Origin of the sequence: Nesterenkonia marinintestina, assembly GCF_025420485.1 — a bacterium.
Lineage (GTDB): Bacteria > Actinomycetota > Actinomycetes > Actinomycetales > Micrococcaceae > Nesterenkonia > Nesterenkonia marinintestina.
Genome location: NZ_JAOEFD010000007.1, coordinates 87,749 through 107,140, shown reverse-complemented (window position 1 = coordinate 107,140; position 19,392 = coordinate 87,749). Strand labels below are relative to the sequence as shown.

At 69.1% G+C, this 19,392-nt stretch carries 15 protein-coding genes and 1 tRNA gene; 9 read left to right on the top strand and 7 right to left on the bottom strand.

Annotated features, from left to right (window positions below):
• Positions 1-2: 2 nt before the first annotated feature.
• The 5 genes from N7E59_RS07380 (at position 3) to N7E59_RS07360 (ending at position 8,128) form a co-directional block, all read left to right on the top strand.
• Entirely contained in the window at positions 3-1,082 is a 1,080-nt protein-coding gene (locus N7E59_RS07380; RefSeq protein ID WP_261624275.1) for an endonuclease NucS domain-containing protein, read from the top strand.
• Positions 1,083-1,091: 9 nt separating this feature from the next.
• Positions 1,092-4,442 (top strand): DEAD/DEAH box helicase family protein, encoded by a 3,351-nt coding sequence (locus N7E59_RS07375; protein ID WP_261624274.1) that lies wholly within the window; start codon positions 1,092-1,094, stop codon positions 4,440-4,442.
• A gap of 207 nt (positions 4,443-4,649) precedes the next feature.
• Entirely contained in the window at positions 4,650-5,549 is a 900-nt protein-coding gene (locus tag N7E59_RS07370) for a SurA N-terminal domain-containing protein (RefSeq protein WP_261624273.1), read from the top strand.
• 86 nt (positions 5,550-5,635) lie between these two features.
• Complete coding sequence (mmsB, locus tag N7E59_RS07365) at positions 5,636-6,580, top strand: 3-hydroxyisobutyrate dehydrogenase (protein WP_261624272.1); 945 nt, start codon at positions 5,636-5,638, stop codon at positions 6,578-6,580.
• A 6-nt stretch (positions 6,581-6,586) separates the two neighbouring features.
• Entirely contained in the window at positions 6,587-8,128 is a 1,542-nt protein-coding gene (locus N7E59_RS07360) for a GntP family permease (RefSeq protein ID WP_261624271.1), read from the top strand.
• A gap of 48 nt (positions 8,129-8,176) precedes the next feature.
• Here N7E59_RS07360 and N7E59_RS07355 read toward each other — a convergent pair whose 3' ends face one another.
• Entirely contained in the window at positions 8,177-9,430 is a 1,254-nt protein-coding gene (locus N7E59_RS07355) for an alpha-hydroxy acid oxidase (RefSeq protein ID WP_261624270.1), read from the bottom strand.
• 47 nt (positions 9,431-9,477) lie between these two features.
• Complete coding sequence (locus N7E59_RS07350) at positions 9,478-10,833, bottom strand: MFS transporter (RefSeq protein ID WP_261624269.1); 1,356 nt, start codon at positions 10,831-10,833, stop codon at positions 9,478-9,480.
• Positions 10,834-10,870: 37 nt separating this feature from the next.
• Between N7E59_RS07350 and N7E59_RS07345 the strand changes: the two genes are divergently transcribed.
• Together N7E59_RS07345 and glsA are read left to right on the top strand one after the other, a co-directional pair.
• Entirely contained in the window at positions 10,871-11,548 is a 678-nt protein-coding gene (locus N7E59_RS07345; RefSeq protein ID WP_261624268.1) for a GntR family transcriptional regulator, read from the top strand.
• A 58-nt stretch (positions 11,549-11,606) separates the two neighbouring features.
• The gene (glsA, locus tag N7E59_RS07340) at positions 11,607-13,421 is read left to right on the top strand and encodes a glutaminase A (RefSeq protein WP_261624267.1); all 1,815 of its coding nucleotides are present in this window, start codon (positions 11,607-11,609) and stop codon (positions 13,419-13,421) included.
• Positions 13,422-13,454: 33 nt separating this feature from the next.
• On the opposite strand, the gene N7E59_RS07335 is transcribed toward glsA, so the two are convergent.
• The gene (locus tag N7E59_RS07335; protein ID WP_261624266.1) at positions 13,455-14,987 is read right to left on the bottom strand and encodes an asparagine synthase-related protein; all 1,533 of its coding nucleotides are present in this window, start codon (positions 14,985-14,987) and stop codon (positions 13,455-13,457) included.
• A 72-nt stretch (positions 14,988-15,059) separates the two neighbouring features.
• Here N7E59_RS07335 and N7E59_RS07330 point away from each other — a divergent pair.
• Together N7E59_RS07330 and N7E59_RS07325 are read left to right on the top strand one after the other, a co-directional pair.
• Positions 15,060-15,133 (top strand) — tRNA-Gly (locus N7E59_RS07330).
• On the top strand, positions 15,133-16,026 hold the full coding sequence (locus N7E59_RS07325) for a macrolide 2'-phosphotransferase (protein WP_261624265.1): 894 nt from the start codon (positions 15,133-15,135) through the stop codon (positions 16,024-16,026). The genes N7E59_RS07330 and N7E59_RS07325 overlap by 1 nt, the downstream gene beginning before the upstream one ends.
• 23 nt (positions 16,027-16,049) lie before the next feature.
• On the opposite strand, the gene N7E59_RS07320 is transcribed toward N7E59_RS07325, so the two are convergent.
• From N7E59_RS07320 to N7E59_RS07305, 4 genes are all read right to left on the bottom strand, one after another.
• Complete coding sequence (locus N7E59_RS07320) at positions 16,050-16,589, bottom strand: gluconokinase (RefSeq protein ID WP_261624264.1); 540 nt, start codon at positions 16,587-16,589, stop codon at positions 16,050-16,052.
• Complete coding sequence (locus N7E59_RS07315) at positions 16,586-17,974, bottom strand: GntP family permease (protein ID WP_261624263.1); 1,389 nt, start codon at positions 17,972-17,974, stop codon at positions 16,586-16,588. The genes N7E59_RS07320 and N7E59_RS07315 overlap by 4 nt, the downstream gene beginning before the upstream one ends.
• 97 nt (positions 17,975-18,071) lie before the next feature.
• Entirely contained in the window at positions 18,072-18,716 is a 645-nt protein-coding gene (locus tag N7E59_RS07310; protein WP_261624262.1) for a hypothetical protein, read from the bottom strand.
• A gap of 77 nt (positions 18,717-18,793) precedes the next feature.
• Positions 18,794-19,324 (bottom strand): hypothetical protein, encoded by a 531-nt coding sequence (locus tag N7E59_RS07305; protein ID WP_261624261.1) that lies wholly within the window; start codon positions 19,322-19,324, stop codon positions 18,794-18,796.
• Between the last annotated feature and the right edge of the window lie 68 nt (positions 19,325-19,392).

Genomic DNA, 19,392 nt, shown 5'->3' with positions numbered 1-19,392 from the left:
CCATGCCCGTTGAGATGAGGATGTGGCGGATCGACGGCGACGAGCCGATGCCGTTGGTGACGTCGAGGCTCCCAGCCGAGAGTGACCTCCACGAGTTCCTCAAGCGCGACCCCTCGCTGCTCGGCGAGCGGCTACTAGTCATCGGCAGTGAGGTGATCACGCCCCACGGCCCACGCCTCGATCTACTGGCTATCGACGTCGACGGCAACCTGCACCTGCTGGAGCTCAAGCGCGACAAGACGCCCCGCGAGGTCGTCGCCCAGGTGCTCGACTACGGCTCGTGGGTGTCCACGCTCTCTCGCGAAGACGTGATCGACATCGCCACTCAACACCTCGCCCAACCGTTTGAGGCCGCGTTTGAGGACGTCTTCGGCAGCGCGCCGCCAGACGAGCTCAACGGCGACCTCAACCTCACCATCGTGGCCGCCGAGCTCGATGCCAGCTCGGAGCGCATAGTCAACTACCTGCGCGACTTCGGCGTCCCCGTCAGCGCTGTCTTCTTCTCCTACCTGGAGGATGACGGACGATGTTACTTGGCCCGATCCTGGCTCGTCTCCTCCGATGACGAGTCACCGACCGCGGCCGCGGGTAATAAGAAGAGCAAGCGTGCCCCCTGGAACGGAATGGACTGGTACGTCTCCTTCGGTGGCGATCGCGTGTGGGAGGACGCTCGCAGGTTCAATTTCATCTCCGCCGGTCAGGGCAAGTTCTACTCTCAGACCATCCGGTCACTCCCCGAGGGCGCGCGCGTCTGGGTCAACGTCCCCAGTACCGGATTTGTGGGCGTCGGCATCACCGTGAGGCCAGCGACGCGGTTCGAGGAGGCCCGGGTCCGCATCAACGGTCAGTGGCAACCACTGGACGGGCAGCAGCTCGCCACGGACTACCGCTTCGCGACGGCCGAACTCGACGATGACGATGCGGAATGGGTGGTCCCTGTCGAGTGGATCGACGCCCGCCCCCAGAGCGACGCCTATTGGGAGAAGGGCATGTTCGCCAGCCAGCACAGCGCATGCAAGCTGCGTCAGGAGTTCACGCTCGGACGCCTGGCCGCCCACTTCAATCTCGACGACGGGGAGTGAAAGTACGCCATGGGCAACTTCGACTTCGTCCGCCAGACGCTTCCGTCACTGCATGACGACTGCGCCCGGGCCGAGTCGTACCTGTCATCGGACCCACGCTCGGCGTGCTTCTACTCCCGCAGGGTGGTCGAGAAGGTAGTCGGCTACCTCTATGAAGTCCTCTCACTGCAGATCCCTTACCGCAACGACCTCGCGGCGAAGATCAGCGACCCCGGGTTTAAGGCCTGCGTGTCGCGGACCATCACGGAGAAGCTGACGGCGATCCGTCGCGTCGGCAACACCGCCGTTCACGACGCCCGCCAGATTCGACCTGACGTCGGGCTGACCGTGCTGCGGGAGCTGTTCCACGTGGTCGTGTGGACGTCGTACCATCACTCCCCAGCGCCGACGGCGGTGCCGCTCCACGCCCAGTTCGATCCGGAGCTGGCTGCCCAGGCCGCACCGCTCTCACGCGCAGAGGTGGCCCAACTCGCGGAGAAGTTCAAGGAACAGGACGAGGCCCACACCCGCGAACTCGCGGAGAAGGACGACCGGCTGGCCGGCCACGAGGCCGAGATCGCCGAGCTCAAGGCCCAGATCGCCGCAGCCCAAGCGGCAGCCGCACCCGACACGCGTGACTACGACGAGGCCGCCGCGCGCGACCTGTTCATCGATGTCCTGCTGCGCGAAGCTGGGTGGGCGCTGGACGAGGAGCGCGACCGCGAGTACCCCGTCACCGGCATGCCCAACGTTGGAGGCGAGGGATTCGTCGACTACGTCCTGTGGGGCACCGACGGCCTGCCCCTGGCTGTGGTGGAGGCCAAGCGCACCGCCAAGTCCGCCGAGGTCGGCCAACAGCAGGCCAAGCTGTACGCCGACTGCCTGGAGCGGCAGTTCGGCCGTCGTCCGGTGATCTTCTACACCAACGGCTACGAGCACCGGATCTGGGACGACGCCGGCGGGTACCCGCCGCGGGAGATCCAGGGCTTCTATACGCGGGACGAGCTGGAGCTCATGATCCAACGGCGCCAGACCAGGCTCCCGTTGTCGTCAGCGCAGGCGAACACCGATATCGCCGGCCGTCCGTATCAGGTGCGGGCGATCAAGGCTGTGGGCGAGGCGTTCGACCGGAAGCAGCGCGAGGCGCTGCTGGTCATGGCCACCGGCTCCGGCAAGACTCGCACCACCATCGCCCTCGTCGACCTGCTGCAGACGGCGAACTGGATCAAGCGAGTGCTCTTCCTCGCCGACCGCACGGCGCTGGTGAACCAGAGCGTCCACGCATTCACGGAGCATCTGCCCGGCTCGACGACGGTCAATCTCGTCACCGAGAAGGCGATCGAGGGTCGGGTGTACGTCTCGACTTACCCGACGATGATGAACCTCATCAACGAGATCGACCATGGGAAGCGCCGCTTCGGCCCGGGCTACTTCGACCTCATCGTCATCGACGAGGCGCACCGTTCCGTCTACGCCAAGTACGGCGCGATCTTCGACTACTTCGACTCGCTGCTGATCGGCCTGACGGCGACCCCCAAGGACGAGGTCGACCACAACACCTACCGGCTGTTCCATCTTGAGGATGGTGTGCCCACCGACAACTACTCACTCGACGAGGCCGTCGAGTCGGGCTACCTCGTGCCGCCGAAGGGCACCAGCGTCGGCACGAAGTTCCTACGCTCGGGCATCAAGTACGACGACCTCACAGACGAGGAGAAGGACCAGTGGGACGGGCTCGACTGGGGCGAAGACGGACCACCCGAGGCAGTGGGCGCGGAGGAGCTCAACCGCTTCCTGTTCAACGAGGACACCGTCGACAAGGTGCTCGAAACGTTGATGACGAAGGGCTACCGGGTCGCCGGCGATGACCGACTGGGCAAGACGATCATCTTCGCCAAGAGTCAGAAGCATGCCGAGTTCATCGAGAAGCGCTTCAACCTCAGCTACCCCGAACTCGCCGGCCACTTCGCCCGAGTGGTCACCCACAGCACGCCGTACGCGCAGTCACTGATCGACGATTTCTCGATCAAGGACAAGGCACCGCACATCGCGATCAGCGTCGACATGCTCGACACGGGCATCGACGTGCCCGAGGTCGTCAACCTCGTCTTCTTCAAGATGGTGCGCTCGAAGGCGAAGTTCTGGCAGATGATCGGACGCGGTACCAGGCTCTCCCCGGACCTGTTCGGTCCCGGTGAGGACAAGCAGGACTTCCTCGTCTTCGACTTCTGTGGCAATCTCGAGTATTTCAGTCATGACCTACCCGGATCACATGGACAGACGCAGAAGTCGCTCTCCCGGCGCCTCTTCGAAGCGCGACTCGGACTCGTCACGGCGCTCGGCGACGAAGAACCCGACCTGCGCTCTTCCACCGTGAAGACGCTGCACGAGGTCGTCGCCGGGATGAACCTCGAGAACTTCGTCGTGCGGCCGCACCGTCGGGCCGTCGAGAAGTATGCCTCTGCAGAGGCGTGGAACACGATCGGGCCTGAGGACTCCGAGGCGCTCCTCACGCTCGCCGGACTGCCGTCCTCGATGCATGACGACGACGAGGACGCCAAGCGCTTCGATCTCCTCATCCTGCGTCGCCAACTCGCCCAGCTCGACGGCGACGCTGTGCTGGCCGAACGGCTGCGAGAGACCGTTCAGGCCATCGCCGCCGCGCTGCTCGGCAAGACCGCGATCCCGAGCGTCGCCGAGCAGGCCGAGCTGCTGGAGTCCGTGGCCGGCGACGAGTGGTGGATCGACGTCTCACTACCGATGCTGGAGCTCGCCCGGATCCGAATCCGCGGCCTCGCGCGGTTTATCGAGAAGACGGCACGCAACCCGATCTACTCCGATTTCGAGGACACGATCGGCGAAGACGTCGAGGTCGTGCTGCCGCGCATCACCCCCGGCACCAACGTAGAGCGCTTCCGTTCCAAAGCCGAGGCCTACCTCCGTGAGCACCTCGACAACCTAGCCCTTCAGCGCCTGCGCCGGAACAAGCAGCTGACCCCTGACGACCTCACCGAGTTGGAGGCGATGCTGCTCGCTTCCGGCGGACAGCAAGTCGACCTCGACTGGGCCGAAGAGCAGACCGGCGGTCTGGGGATCTTCGTCCGCGGGCTCGTCGGTCTCGAGCGCACCGCGGCCATCGAGGCGTTCGAGAACTATCTGGACGGCACGAAGTTCACCGCCGACCAGGTCCGCTTCGTGAACCTCATCGTCGATGAGCTGACCCACAACGGAGTGATGGAGCCGGAGCGTCTCTTTGAGTCGCCGTACACCGACCACGCTCCCATCGGCCCCGACCACGTCTTTCCCGACGATGAGGTGGATGTCATCGTCGAGACGTTGCACCGTATCAAGCAGAGCGCGCTTCCTACCGAGGTGGCGTGACCATTGCCCCTGAACCCACGCTGGCGCGCTCCGAAACAGCTGGATCGCGTGGCCTGTCGAGACCCACGGTCCCGTCCTCTGAGGCGCTGATCAGCCTCGGCGGCTCGTCTGAACACCGCCTGGTGATCCGCGCGCCCGTCTGGATCCGGCGTCCTGACCCGTGTGTTAGCGTGCCGGCGCGTTGCGAACCACAGGGAGGACCTGAACGTGTCGAAGAAGCTGATCACGTCGCTGGCGCTCACCGCCGCCATGGTGGGTCTGGCCGCCTGTTCCGAGGCCCCGGAGGACCAGGCCGGCGAACCCGGCTCACAGGAGCAGGGCGCCGAAGAGGGCGGCATGCAGGACCAGGATATGCCCGAGCCCGATCTGGAGGGCATCCCCGACGTCGTCGCCGAGGTCGAGGGTGAGGAGATCACCGGCGATCAGTTCCGGATGATGTACGAGTCGCAGTTCCAGCAGGCCGCCATGCAGTCCCAGATGGCCGGCGAGGAGGTCGACCAGGACCAGCTGAAGGACGAGACGCTCGAGTCCATGATCGGTGCCCAGCTGCTCGTCGCCTATGCCGAGGACGAGGGCTACGAGGCCTCCGAGGAGGACGTCGACGAGATCCTCGAGCAGACTGCGGAGAGCTCCGGGGCGGACTCGGTGGACGAGATGCTCGAGTCGGTGGGCGAGGACGGTCCCTCGAAGGAGGAGATGCGCGCCGACGCCGCCGACCAGGTGCTGATCGACGAGGTCGTCGAGGACATGGACGTCGAGGAGCCCTCGGACGAGGAGGTCGAGGAGCTCTACGACCAGCAGTACGGACAGATGCAGCAGGAGGCGGAAGGCGGCGAGGATGCCGAGGAGGACTCCGAGGACGGGTCTGAGGGCGACGACGAGGAGCTCGGCCAGGGCCCCGTCGCTCCCGAGGACGGCGACTCGGAGGGTGATGCCGAGGGTGATGCCGAGGGAGGCGACGCCGAGGCCGAGCAGCCCGAGGTGCCGGAGCTCGACGAGGTCCGCGACGAGCTCGAGCAGAGCCTGATCCAGCAGAAGCGCTCCGAGGCCGTGATGGAGAAGGTCGACGAGCTGCGCGAGGACGCCGACGTCGAGACCCACCTCTGAGCCGACGCGCAGCGCCCCAGATTGCGCTTCCCGCCTCCGCTCCATACCGTGAGCCGTGACACAGAACTCACAGCGGAGGTGCGGCGATGGCGACGTACGGATGGATCGGACTGGGCAACATGGGTGCCCCCATGACGGCGAACCTGGTCGCCGCCGGACACACCGTCCGCGGATACGACCTCTCCCCAGAGGCTGCGGCCGCGGGCGAGGCCGCCGGAGTGACCATCGTCGACGGCGTCGCAGAGGCGGTCCGGGGCGCCGACGTCGTCATCACCATGCTCCCCAAGGGTGAGCACGTGCGCGCCGTGTTCGACGGCGACGACGGCATCTGGGCCCACGCGGACACGGCCACGCTGCTGATCGACAGCTCCACCGTCGACGTGGAGACCTCCCAGTTCTGCCACGACGAGTCCGCCCGCCGCGGATTCCGGTTCGTCGACGCCCCGGTCTCCGGAGGGATCTCCGGGGCCGCCGCGGCCACCCTGGCGTTCATGGTCGGCGGCGAATCCGAGGCGGTGGACGTGGCGTTCGGGTTCATCGAGCCCATGGCGGGGAAGACCATCGCCGCCGGCGGTCCGACCACCGGGACCTCGGCCAAGATCTGCAACAACATGATGCTGTTCATCGACCTGATGGCCGCCGCCGAAGGCTCCCAGCTCGCCGACCGGCTCGGCCTGGATCCCAAGGTGTTCTGGGAGATCGCCTCGGTCTCCTCCGGGCGGTCCTGGGCCCAGCAGACCTGGTACCCGATGCCCGGCATCATCGACTCCTCGGCCGCGAACCGGGACTACGACGCCACCTTCCGCGCCGACCTCGCCCTGAAGGACATCAGCCTGGCGCTCGACGCCGGCGAGCTCACCGGCGTCACCCTCGAGGCCGCGCAGCTGGCGCAGAGCCGGTTCCGCCGGCTCGTCGACGAGGGCCTGGCCGACAAGGACTGCTCCCTGATCGCGAAGTACGTCTCACCCGACGGCACCGCCCCCGGCTACGAGGGCACAGGGACCGTCACCCCCATGCGCGACGCGGACTGAGCGGCCATGACCCTCGGCCTCGTCGGGATCATCGTCTCCCTGATCCTGCTGATCACCCTGGCCTACCGGGGCGTGACCATCGTCCTCGCCGCGCCGCTCTGCGCCCTGGTGGCCCTGCTGTTCTCGGGCGCACCCGTGCTGGCGAACTACACCGAAGTGTTCATGCCCGCGCTCGCGAACTTCATCGGTCAGTACTTCCCGATGTTCCTCACCGGGGCGATCTTCGGCCGGCTGATGACGATGGCCGGCTACGCCCGGGACATCGCGCAGACGATCACGCGGTGGCTGGGGCCGAAGCGCGCGATCCTCGCCACGGTGCTGACCACCGCGCTGCTCACCTACGGCGGGATCAGCGTCTTCGTCGTCGTGTTCGTGATGTTCCCGCTGGCCCGCGAGCTCTTCCGCCAGGCGGACATCCCGCGCCGGCTCATCCCCGGAGCCATCGCCCTGGGTGCGCTGACGTTCACGATGACGGCGATCCCCGGATCCCCGCAGGTGCAGAACATCATCCCCGGGCAGGCGTTCCAGACCAACACCTTCGCCGCTCCCGGCCTCGGGATCCTGGGCGGGACACTGATCTTCGTGCTCGGGATGCTGTGGCTGGAGCACCGCAGGCGTCGGCTGGCTCGGCGCGGGGAGCGATTCTCCGATCCGACGGCGATCGAACGCCGTGAGGGGGCGGTCGCCTCGGTCGGGGGGACCTCCACGGTGTCCACGACGACGTCCACGCCGGCATCCGGCACGTCGACGCGGGAACAGCCCACGACGACGGGATCTGAGGACGACCCGACGTCCGAGCCGACGGCGCCTGCGGATGCCGAGGACTCCGGGGAGCGGACCCTGGTGCCGCCGAACCGAGTGGTTCCGTTCATCCCGGTGCTGCTGGTCTTCCTGGTGAACTTCGGCTGCACCGTATGGCTCTTCCCGGCGATGGACTGGAGCCACCTGCAGGAGGAGCAGTTCGGCGGGATCACCCTCGACGACCGTCAGGGGATCTGGGCGGTGCTCTGCGCGCTGCTCACCGCCATCCTGAGCATCCTGCTGATGAACGCCCCGCGCCTGCGGACCCTGCTGCGCGGACTCGCCGACGGCGCGAAGAACGCGATGATGCCGATCTTCAACACCGCCTCCGAGGTGGGCTACGGCGCCGTCGTCGCCTCGCTGGCGGCGTTCGTGATCATCCGCGACGGGATCTTCGCCGTCTCGGACAACGCCCTGATCGCCTCGGCGATGTCCACCTCGGTGATCGCCGGCGTCACCGGTTCGGCCTCCGGCGGCATGACCATCGCCCTCAACGCGCTGGGGGAGGAGCTGCAGGCCCTGGCCTCCGACCAGGGCATCAGCATGGAGGTCATGCACCGGATCACCGCCATGGCCTCCGGCGGCCTCGACTCGCTGCCGCACAACGGGGCGGTGATTACGCTGATCATCGTCTGCGGTATGACCCACCGCGAGGCCTACAAGGACATCGGCGTGATCTCCCTGGTCATCCCCGTGACCGTGACCATTGCGCTGATACCTTTGGCGCTGGCCGTCGGCACCTTCTGAGGGCACACCGGACGACCTGCAGGAAGCGACGCCGGAGGGCCGGACGGTTCACCGGCGCGGGCCGACCGCCGCCGACGACCCGGAGTCCCACGGTGTGCGGACGGAGTCACGGGTCAGATCGGCGACCGAGGACGCCCCCATCAGCATCATCGAGACCCTGACCTCCTCGGCCAGCAGATCGATGACCCGATCCACGCCCTGGCGCCCGCCGGCCATCAGCCCGTACAGATAGGCCCGCCCGATCATCGTGAAGTCGGCCCCCAGTGCCAGCGCGGTGATGACGTCGTTGCCCGACATCAGGCCGGAGTCGTAGATCAGCGGCACGTCGGGACCCACCGCGTCACGGATCTCCGGCAGGGCGCGCAGCGGGACGGGGGCACGGTCCAGCTGGCGTCCCCCGTGGCTGGAGACCACGAGTCCGTCGGCACCGACGTCGAGGGAGCGGTGCGCGTCGTCGACGGTCACCACCCCCTTGACGAACAGCCGCCCCGGCCAGACCTCCCGGATCCACCGCAGGTCCTCGAGGCTCAGGGTCGGATCGAACATCGCATTGATCAGGTTCGGCAGGTCCTGGGTCGTGTCCGAGAGTGAGGCGAAGGTCAGCGGATCGGTGGTCAGCAGGTTGTACCACCACTCCGGCCGGTGGGACGCGTCGAGCAGGGTCCGCACGCCCAGCCGCGGAGGGATCGTCATCCCGTTGCGGACGTCCCGCAGCCGCTGCCCGGCCACCGGGGTGTCCACGGTGACGAGCAGGGTGTCGAAGCCGTTCGCCCACGCCCGCTCGATGAGGCCCAGGGAGGCCTCACGGTCCTTCCACAGGTACAGCTGGAACCATCGCTGGCCCATCCCGGAGACCCGAGCGACCTCCTCCACCGAACGGGTGCCCATGGTGGAGAGGGTGAACGGGATCCCATGGGCGGCCGCGGCCGCGGCGCCGGCGTCCTCCCCCTCGGCATGCATGAATCGGGTGAAGCCGGTCGGCGCGATCCCGAAGGGCAGGTCGGCACGCTGACCCGAGATATGCACAGAGGTGTCCACCTCCTCGACGCCGTGGAGCATCCGCGGAAGCAGCTCGCAGGAGGTCATGGCCTCCCGCGTGCGACGTGCGGTGAGCTCGTCGACCGCGGCACCGTCCACGTAGTCGAACGCCGGACGAGGGGTGCGCCGCCGGGCGATCGCCCGCAGGTCGTGGACGTCGGCCGCCCGGCTCAGACGGGCGCGGCGGCGATTCGGATCGATGGGGCGGAACTGCATCAGAGGACGGAGCTCCGAGACGCGGGGAAGACGACGGGACAGAGTCATAGGGGTCAGATGGACCTTTCCAGAGAGGGCGGGGAGCGGGGCCGGGATCAGAGGTGCTCGTCGCGGTTCCGGGACGCCATGATCGCCAGGGCAGAGATCAGGCAGCCGACCGAGACGACGATCGCGGCCGCGATCACCGCCCCGTCGAAGAGCTCGATGATCCACGCCAGCGTCAGCGGCGTCAGACCGGCGACGATGGCGCCGTTGAGCTCTCGGGTCATCGCGATGCCGCTGTAGCGCTCCCGCGCCGGGAAGAGCCCGGCCAGGAATGCGCCCTGTCCGCCGGCGGTCATCGCGATGACGATGCCGTATCCCAGCGAGATCATCAGTCCGGCGATGAAGGCATCCCCACCGGCCAGCGCCGAGAACAGCGGGAAGGCGAAGACGACCCCGAGCGCCGAGCCGATGCCGAACACCCTGCGAGCGCCGATCCGGTCGGAGGCCCAGCCTCCGAAGGGCGTGCCCACGACGCCGAACAGCGTGCCGATGGTGACTGCGGCCAGCGCCGAGCTGCGCTCCAGCCCCACCGCCTCCGAAGTCATCAGCGACAGGGCGAACACCGCCATCGCGTAGTTCAGCGCGTTGTGGCCCGTCATCGCCAGGAAGCCGAGGAGCAGGGGCCGCTTCTGGGTGCGCAGCAGCTCGGCGGCGGGCACCTTCTGGCGCTCCCCGCGCTCGCGGGCCTTGGTCAGCGCCTCCACGTACTCCGGGGTCTCCTCCAGGTGGCGTCGGATGAACACAGCCAGGGCGAAGAGCACCACAGAGGCCAGGAACGGCACGCGCCAGGCCCAGTCGAGCAGGACGTCGTCGCCGAGCGCTGAGACCAGCAGGAACGCACCGGTGGCCAGCGCCATACCGGCCGGCGGGGTGGCCAGGACGAATGACGTCAGCAGTCCGCGCCTCTTGGCGGGTGCGAACTCGGCGACGATGGTCATCGCGCCGGCGAGCTCGGCCCCGGCGCCCATGCCCTGGATGAGTCGGAAGACGACCAGCAGGATGGGGGCGGCCACGCCGATGGCGGCGGTGGTCGGCAGCAGCCCGATGGCCACGGTGGCGATGCCCATCAGGAGGATGGTGAGCATCATGGCCGGGCGACGCCCGTAGCGGTCGCCCAGGTGGCCGATGAGCACACCTCCCAGGGGACGGGCGACGAAGCCGACGGCGAAGGTGGCGAAGGCCGCCAGGGTGGCACCGGGTCCGACGTCGGCGAAGAACAGCGGCCCGATGACCAGGCCCGCCGCCGCGCCGTAGAGCGCGTAGTCGTACCACTCGATCAGGGTGCCTGTGACGGCGGCGAAGAGGGCGCGACGCCCGCTGGGCGTCATCCGGTCTGCGGAGTCGGACGGGCGCGCTCCCGGGTCGGCGTCGACCGGGGAGGCCCCTTCGGAGGGAGAGATACTCATGAAAGATATTTCTAGCATGCTGTGATACACTTCACAAGTGTCCCCGACCAGTCGTGCTCCCTCTCTGACGGACCGTCACACCGAGTCGCTGCGTCGGATGATCCTCACCGGCGAGCTGCGTCCCGGTGAGGTCGTCGTCGAACCTCGGCTGGCCGAGCTCTTCGAGTCCTCCAAGACACCGGTCCGCGAAGCTCTCAAGCGCCTCGCCGACGAGGGACTCATCTCGGTCCTCCCCAAGAAGGGGTATCTGGTCCGTCCGATGACGCCCCAGGACCTCGCCGAGGTCCTCGACATGCGGATGCTCCTGGAGCCCCATGCGGCGGCAGAGGCCGCCCGGCTCGCCGACGGAGCCGTGATCGAACGCCTCCGCGACCAGCTCCAGCGTCAGGACACGGTGGGGGAGGACGACCCCCTGGGGCGCACCGAGCACGCCCGCTGCTTCCATTCCGAGATCGCCCGAGCCGCCCGCAGCACCCGCCTGGAGGCGGTGCTGCTGCGGTGCTTCGAGGAGATGGTCCGCGCCCACCACGTGCTGCCCGAGCTGCGCGAACATCTGGTGCTTCCCGACGAGATCGACGAGCACGAGGAGATCCTCAGCGCCATCGCCGAAGCCCGGCCCGAGCGGGCCGAGACCGCGATGCGCAGGCATCTGCGCACCATCCACGGCTCCATCAGCGCACGGATGACGGCCGGCTCCTCCCTCTGGAGGACCTGAGGACCCGACGACGGTCCCGACGTCGTGCCCCGGCCCCGGACCGGAATATCCTGGGGCCATGCGCTCGCCCATCCAGCAGCACCTCGAGGAGCTGCACGCCGAGATCCAGGGGCACCGGGAGGGGTCGCCGTATATGGTGCACCCCGTCGGCCGGGAGCCGGACCCCGAGGACTTCGGCATCTGTCTGGCCACCGTGGACGGTCACGTGTACTCCGTCGGCGTCGCCGACGAGGAGTTCTCCATCCATTCGATCTCCAAGCCGTTCACCTACGCGCTGGCGCTCTCCGACCACGGATCGGAGGCGGTGGACGCCAAGGTCGACGTCGAACCCTCCGGCGACCGGTTCAACGAGATCTCGCTCGCCCCGGAGACCGGCCGTCCGGCGAACTCGATGATCAACGCCGGGGCGCTCGCCGTGGCCTCGATGATCAAGGGCTCGGGCGGAAAGTCCGCCCAGCGGCGCATCTACGAGACCTACTCGCGCTTCGCCGGACGACGGCTCAGCAGCAGTCCGGCGGTCTACGACGTCGAGATCCGCAGCAGCGACCGCAACCACGCCCTGGCCTACCTGCTCAGCTCCTTCGGCATCATCGACGACGACCCTACCCGGGCCCTGGAGCTCTACCTGCGCCAATGCGCGGTGCAGGTCACCTGCCGGGACCTGGCGATGATGGCCGCGACCCTGGCCGGCGGCGGCACCCACCCGCTGACCGGAGAACGCGCCGTGGACTTCGGCTGCGTCGAACGGGTCCTCTCGGTGATGATGACCTCCGGGATGTACGACGACGCCGGCGCCTGGGTCGCCGACGTCGGCATGCCGGCGAAGTCCGGGGTCGGGGGAGGCACCCTCGCGGTGCTGCCCGGCCAGGCGGGACTGGCCGTCTACTCCCCGCCGCTGGACGCCCACGGCAGCAGCATCCGGGGACTCGAGGTCTGCCGGCGACTGTCCAAGGACATGGAGATGCACTTCGTCCGAGCCGCACCCAGCGGACGCGCCGCCGTGGTGCCCTCCTCCGCGGTGGTCGAGATGCCCTCCCGGATCCGCCGGACCGACGCGCAGGACGAGGTGCTCGACCGCTTCCACGAGCTGGTGCGCATCGTCGAGGTCACCGGGGACCTGTTCTTCGCCGGCGCCGAATCCCTGGTCCGGACGGTCTCCGACCTGGAGGACGAGGTGGAGATCATCGTGGTCGACCTGCGTCAGGTCAACGACGTCGGAGACCTGGCGCTGCAGATGATCGCGACCCTGGTCGACCGGGCGGAGGCCGAAGGACGCACCCTCGCCCTCGTCGACTCCCGCGGCGTGCTGGCCGGATCCGCCCTCATCGAGGACCGCGGGCTGCCGACCTTCCCCAGCCGCGGCCCCGCGGTGGAGTTCTGCGAGGACAGGCTGCTGCACGCCTGCGGACAGCGCGTCGAGGAGCCGGTCCGGGTCCCCGTCGTCGACTCTCCGGTCCTCGCCGACCTCTCGGAGGACGACCGGCACCGGCTCAGCCGGTATCTGGAGGACCAGGACTACGCCGACGGGGACATCATCCGACGCGTCGGTCAACGGTTCGGCGGTGTGCACTTCATCGTCTCCGGGCGGGTCAACACCATCGCCGCCGACCCCGAGGGCAACAGGGTCCGGCTCAACACGCTGAGCGCCGGGATGACCTTCGGCGAGCTGGCCCTCGGCAGCGAGGACCGTCAGGAGACCACCGAGAAGGCCGTGGGCGACGTCGAGGTCGCCGTGCTCACCCCGCAGCGCCTCGACGACCTCGAATCCGAGGACCCGCAGCTCGCCGTCAGGCTGTGGCGCGCCCTGACCCGTGACGCGTATCTGCTGGTGGACCGGTATCTGCGGGAGAGCGCCGTCCGGGTGGACTACTGAGGCTCCTCGCCGAACCCCGGCCCTGCCCCCTGCTCAGGCCTCGGCGAAGCGCCCCACCGTGATCTCCGGATCGACGCCGGACAGCGCCTCCGAGAACATGCGGAAGTAGGCCAGCTCCTCACGGGTGCGCAGCGGAGGACGGATCACACCGGCCTCGGCGTCGAACTCCTCCGCGCTGACCGCCTCCTCGTAGTGGGCGCGCAGCACGTCGTCCATCCCGGTTCCCTGGCCGAACTGCTCCTTGCGACGCCACAGGACCTCGTCGGGCAGCCAGCCGTCGAACGCCCGACGCAGCAGCCACTTGGCCGGCCGCTCCTCGGTCACCAGCTTCCATTCCGGGGGAAGGGCCATGGCCAGCTCGACCATGTCCAGGTCCAGGAACGGCAGGTGGGGCTCCACGCCCAGCGCCCCGGCCACCCGGTCCACCCGCTGGAGCCCGCCGATGTGCATACCCTGCATCGTCTCGATCAGCTCCGAGTGCAGGGCGTCGCCGGCCTCATGGCGGCCGAAGTGGGTGTATCCGGCGAACAGCTCGTCGGCGCCCTCGCCCACCAGGACGATCTTCGCCTGCTGGGCGGCCAGCTGGGAGACGAAGAAGTTCGGGACCGTCGAGTGGACCAGCGTCGGGTCGAAGGACTCCAGGCGGGCGATGACCTTCGGCACCAGGTCGACGGCGTCCTCGGCGGTGTAGACCAGCTCCTGGTGCTCGGTGCCGCAGTGCTCGGCGACCAGCCGTGCGGCCTCCAGGTCGCGGCTGCCCTCCAGTCCGGCGGCGAAGGTCCGCAGCGTCTGCCCCTCGGGGAGCAGGTGGGCGGCGATCGCGGTGACGATGCTGGAGTCCACGCCCCCGGAGAGCAGGATCCCCACCGGCTGGGGCGCCTCCAGGCTGCGGGCCACCGCGCGGATCAGCGTGTCCCGCACGGCGTCGAACACCCATGCGGGCGGGTCCTCCTCCGGGGAGCGGCTCTGCAGCAGCACCGGGGCGGTGCCGGGGAAGCCGCGGATCGGGATCAGCCCGTCCTGCGGGGTCCACACGTGTCCGGGAGGGAAGGGTTCGACGCGGGGCCTGTCGTCGACGTCGAAGGCCTTCAGCTCGGAGGCGAACACCGTGGTCGCACCGTCGTCGGCCTCGGTCCTCACCCAGTACAGCGGGGCGAGCCCGAGCACGTCGCGTCCGACGGCGAAGCGGCCGTCCTCGGCGGCGAGGACCAGGGCGAAGGGACCCCAGAGCTGCTCGAAGGCCTCGGTGCCGAGGTCGTCGAAGAGCAGCAGGGCCGCCTCGAGGTCGGATTCGGTGCGGAAGCGGTCGGTGCCGAGCCTCTCGCGCAGGCGCCGGTGGTTGTGGACGGTGCCGTCGCCGACCAGGGCGATGCCGCGGTCCGCCCCGCCGGTCACCGGCTGGTCCCCGCGTTCGGGATCGACGATGGAGAGGTACCGGCAGCCCAGCCAACCGCTGTCGCAGCTCACCTCGCCGGCACCGTCCGGGCCGCGGTGTGTGAGCCGGTCGAGCATCCGGCGTCCGCGGGCGGGGTCGAAGGGACCGTGGGCTGCTGCGATGCCTGACATGAGCGTCCTTCTGTCGGCGATGGGCCGGGGGATCCTGATATCCTCGAGACGCGGTTCCGATGGGGCCGCGAGGCGGATGTAGCTTAATGGTAAAGCTTCGGCTTCCCAAGCCGACGACGCGGGTTCGATTCCCGTCATCCGCTCCATGTCTGCTCTGACTCTCAGCGACGCGCTGAGCCGGGCCGCAGGGCACGGACTCAGCCTCGACGAGGCCGGCGCCGCAGCGGTGGACTCCGGTCTCGACTTCTTCGTGGTCATGGCCTCCGACGCCGCCGGCATCCGGTGGGTGCTGCGCCTGCCCCGCCGCGACGACGTCGTCGCCTCCGTGGACACCGAGGCCCGGCTGCTGGACCTCGTCGCCGAACACCTCACCGTCGCAGTGCCCGACTGGCGCATCCGCGGCGAGGACCTCGTGGCCTATCCCATGCTCCCCGGCAGCCCCGGGCTGACCATCGGCGACGACGGCCCCGAATGGCACGTCGATCCCGGGTCCCGCCGCTATGCGGTGGACCTCGGGCGCATCCTCGCCGACCTGCACCGGGTGCCCGTCGAGGAGGCCCGCGGCACCGGTGTGCCGGTGCGCAGCCCCGACGAGGTCCGCGAGCAGTGGCGGGAGAACGTGGAGGCGGTGGCCGCGGAGTTCACCGTCGAGGACCGGATGCTCGCCCGCTGGCGGCGCTGGATCGACGACGACTCGTTCTGGCCCGAGCGCACCGTGCTCACCCACGGAGAGATCTACCCGGCCCACACCACCCTCGACGTCGAAGGGTCCATCGTCGGGATCCTCGACTGGACCACCGCCCGGGTCGACGACCCCGCCCGAGACCTGATGCACCAGCACATGACCGCGCCGCAGGAGACCTTCGAGCTCACGCTGGGCGCCTATGAGCAGGCCGGCGGACACCTGTGGCCCCGGGTGCGGGAGCACTGCGGAGAGTACGTCGCCGCCGCACCCGTGGGCTACGCGCTCTTCGCGATGACCACCGGCTCCGACTCCCACCGACGGTCGGCGCAGACCATGCTCGACGTCGGACTCTGATCCGACGGGCGGCCGCCGGCCCCTCAGCCGTCCTGCAGCCAGGTGGCCGCGGCGGCGACGATCTCCTCCGGGGTCCGGGCGACGTCGAAGACCCGGCCGTCCTCGTCCTCGGCCAGCGGCTCCAGGGCGGCGAACTGGCTCTGCAGCAGCTCCGCCGGCATGAAGTGCCCGCGCCGGCCGCCCAGACGTTCGGTCAGGACCTCCATATCCGCGTGCAGATGCACGAACCGGGCCTCCGGGGCGCCCTCACGGATCAGATCCCGGTAGGAGCGCTTCAGGGCGCTGCACGCCACGACGAGTGGACCGTCCTGGGCCCCGTCGTGCAGCTGCTCGGCGATCTCCCGGAGCCAGGGGAGCCGGTCGTCGTCGTCGAGGGGCCGACCGGCGGACATCTTCTCGATGTTCTCCGGCGGGTGCAGGGTGTCGCCGTCGAGGAACTCGCCGTCCAGCTCCTCGGCCAGCAGCTCGCCGACCGTGGACTTCCCGCAGCCGGACACACCCATCACCACCACAGGCCGTGCACCGGCGTGCGCACCGGGTCCGGGGCCCTGGGGTGGGGTCATACCAGGGACACCGCCCCGTAGATGACCAGCACCATGGCGAAGCCGACCACAGACTGCAGGGTCTGCTGCATGGTCCAGACCTTCAGGGTGGTCTTCACGTCCATGTCCATCAGGCGCCCGACGAGCCAGAAGCCGGAGTCGTTGACGTGGGAGGCGATCACCGAGCCGGCGGCCGTGGCCAGCACGATGCAGGCGACCTGCAGCTCGTTGAAGTCCCCGCCGATCACCGCAGGGCCGGCGAGTCCGGCCGCGGTGACCAGGGCGACGGTGGCCGAGCCCTGGGCGAGACGGATCGCCGCGGCGATCAGATAGGCGGCCAGGATGACCGGCATGCCCGTGCCGGCGAGGGAGTCGGCGATGGCGTCACCGATGCCGGAGGCCTGCAGCACCCCGCCGAACATGCCGCCGGCGCCGGTGATGAGGATGACCGAGGCGACCGGGCCGAGGGAGGAGTCCACCAGCTTCTCCAGAGCGGTGCCCTGCTCGCCGCGGCGGTAGCCGAGCACGATCATCGCCAGGACCAGGGTGATCAGCAGGGCGATGGGGGTGTTGCCGAGGAACATCAGCGCCTGGACCCACAGGTCGCCGTCGTCGACGACGCCGGCGGCGGCCAAGGTGTTGAACCCGGTGTTCAGCAGGATGAGGGTCATCGGGGTCAGCAGCAGCAGGACGATGGTCAGCACCCGCGGCGGATTCGTCGGCTGGTCCTCGTCGACGTCGCCGAACAGCGTCGGCACCGGGATGAGGTGACGGCGACCGACGAAGAGGCCCCACATGTACCCGGCCACGTGCCACAGGGGGTAGGCGATGACCAGGCCGACCAGCAGCACCAGGCCGATGTTGGCCTCATAGAACTCGGAGGCCGCCACCGGTCCCGGGTGCGGGGGCAGGAAGACGTGCATCACGGAGAACGCCGCGGCGGAGGGCATGCCGAAGGTCAGCACGGAGCGGGCGGAGACGCGGCGGGCGACGGCGAAGATGATGGGCAGCATCATGACCAGCCCGGCGTCGAAGAACATCGGGAAGCCGAGCAGCAGGGAGGCGATGCCGAGCGCGAAGGGTGCGCGCCGCTCGCCGAAGGTGCCGATCAGACGGTCCGCCAGGGCCTTGGCCCCGCCGGAGTGTTCGATGAGGCGTCCGAGCATGGCGCCGAGGGCCACCAGCAGTGCGACACCGGCGAGTGTGGATCCGAACCCGTCGGTGAGCACGTCGATGATCTGGTCGGTGGGCACCCCGGAGACGATCGCGGTCAGCACCGAGACGATGATCAGGGCGACGAAGGCGTGCACCCGGAAGGCGATGATCATCACCAGCAGCAGGGCCACCGCACCGACCGCGATGCCCAGCAGGGGAGCGGCCCCCAGCGTCTGTGTCCAGTCCTCCATGCGAGTCCCCCTCAGGTCTCGAGACGCGGCGGCACCTCAGTGTGCCGGGGTGTGTGAGCAGTGCGATTGTCGCACGATTCACAGTCGCGGGGATCGGTCAGCGGGCGAGGCGGTGGTGGGCCGGGATCCTGACGGTGGTGGTCACCGCGGTCACCCCCGGCGTGCGCGGGGTGGAGCTGAAGCCGAAGCGGGTGGGTGGGTCGACGTCGACGAGACCGCCCATGTCGGCACCGTCCCAGCGCGCCCGGGAGGTGCGCAGGGGGTGGAGGTCCGTGGCGGCGTACCATTCGAGCCGACCGTTGCCGGCGGAGCCTACTGTCCGGACGCCGGGCATGATGCGACGGGCGACCTGGTCGGTGACCCGTGCGGTGGGCAGCGCCCGGGCGACGGGGCCCGGGATCGCGCGGAACAGGTGCCCCAGGGGCGCCCGCGCGCCGATCGTGAACCTCCAGTCCAGCGGGCCGGCCGTGAGTTCCCACACCGAGCCGCGCCGGGTGCCGCTGCGGGTCAGGACGACGTCGACGATTCGGACCTCGTCGAAGCGATAGGTGGTGGAGACGAACTCTGCGACCCACTCGTCCGGGGCCAGCAGCGTCCGACGACCGTCGGCGCGCTCGACCATGACATCGGCGAAGGGACCGTGCGGAGTCCGGGACCAGCAGCCGAGCACGAGCCGGGTGCCGGAGGCGGTGCCCGCACCGACGATGTGACCGTCGAAGCGCAGGTCGGTGCGGCGGCTCATGGACGGATCCTACCGAGCGGGCGGGAGACGTCGGCGAAGCTCCTCGCGGTGAGCCGACCCACCCGTCGTCCCACGACTCACGCCGAGCGGGACACCAGATGTCTCGGCAGGTCCTCCGGGGTCACCAGGACCGCGTCGGCGATGCGTGCGGCGGTCGGACTGGCCCACTGGCATTCGGTGATCAGCCCGAACTCAGGGTCGTGGTGGGAGGGCATGCGCGAGAAGCCCGTCGGATCGAGGATGTAAACGACTCCGGGTGAGAGACGCGGAGCTCCCTCGTCGTCGACGTCGAAGTCGAGCATGATTCGGCGCCGCTCCGGTGTGCCCACGGCGGCCCCGGGGTAGAAGCAGGCGCTGCGGAAGTGCCGCGACTCCTCATCCCGGACGGCATAGGCGATCGCCCAGGTGGGATCCTCCGTCGCGAAGACCGCGGTCTGCTTCGAGTAGTCGTCCGCGCTGAGGTCGAAGGGTGCTCGCGGTTCCAACTGGGTGAGGCCCGGCGTGCGGGAGCCGTGCAGTAGGGCGCCCCCATCCGCAGCGGCAGCCAGGCGCCGCCACCGGTCGCCGCCGGAGGTGGGCGCCGCCGTCGTGCGACTCTGCGAGGACATGGGGCGACACTACTCAACCGAGGACGAGACCGTCACGGCCTACCATCAGGACATGAAGTCCTCACCCG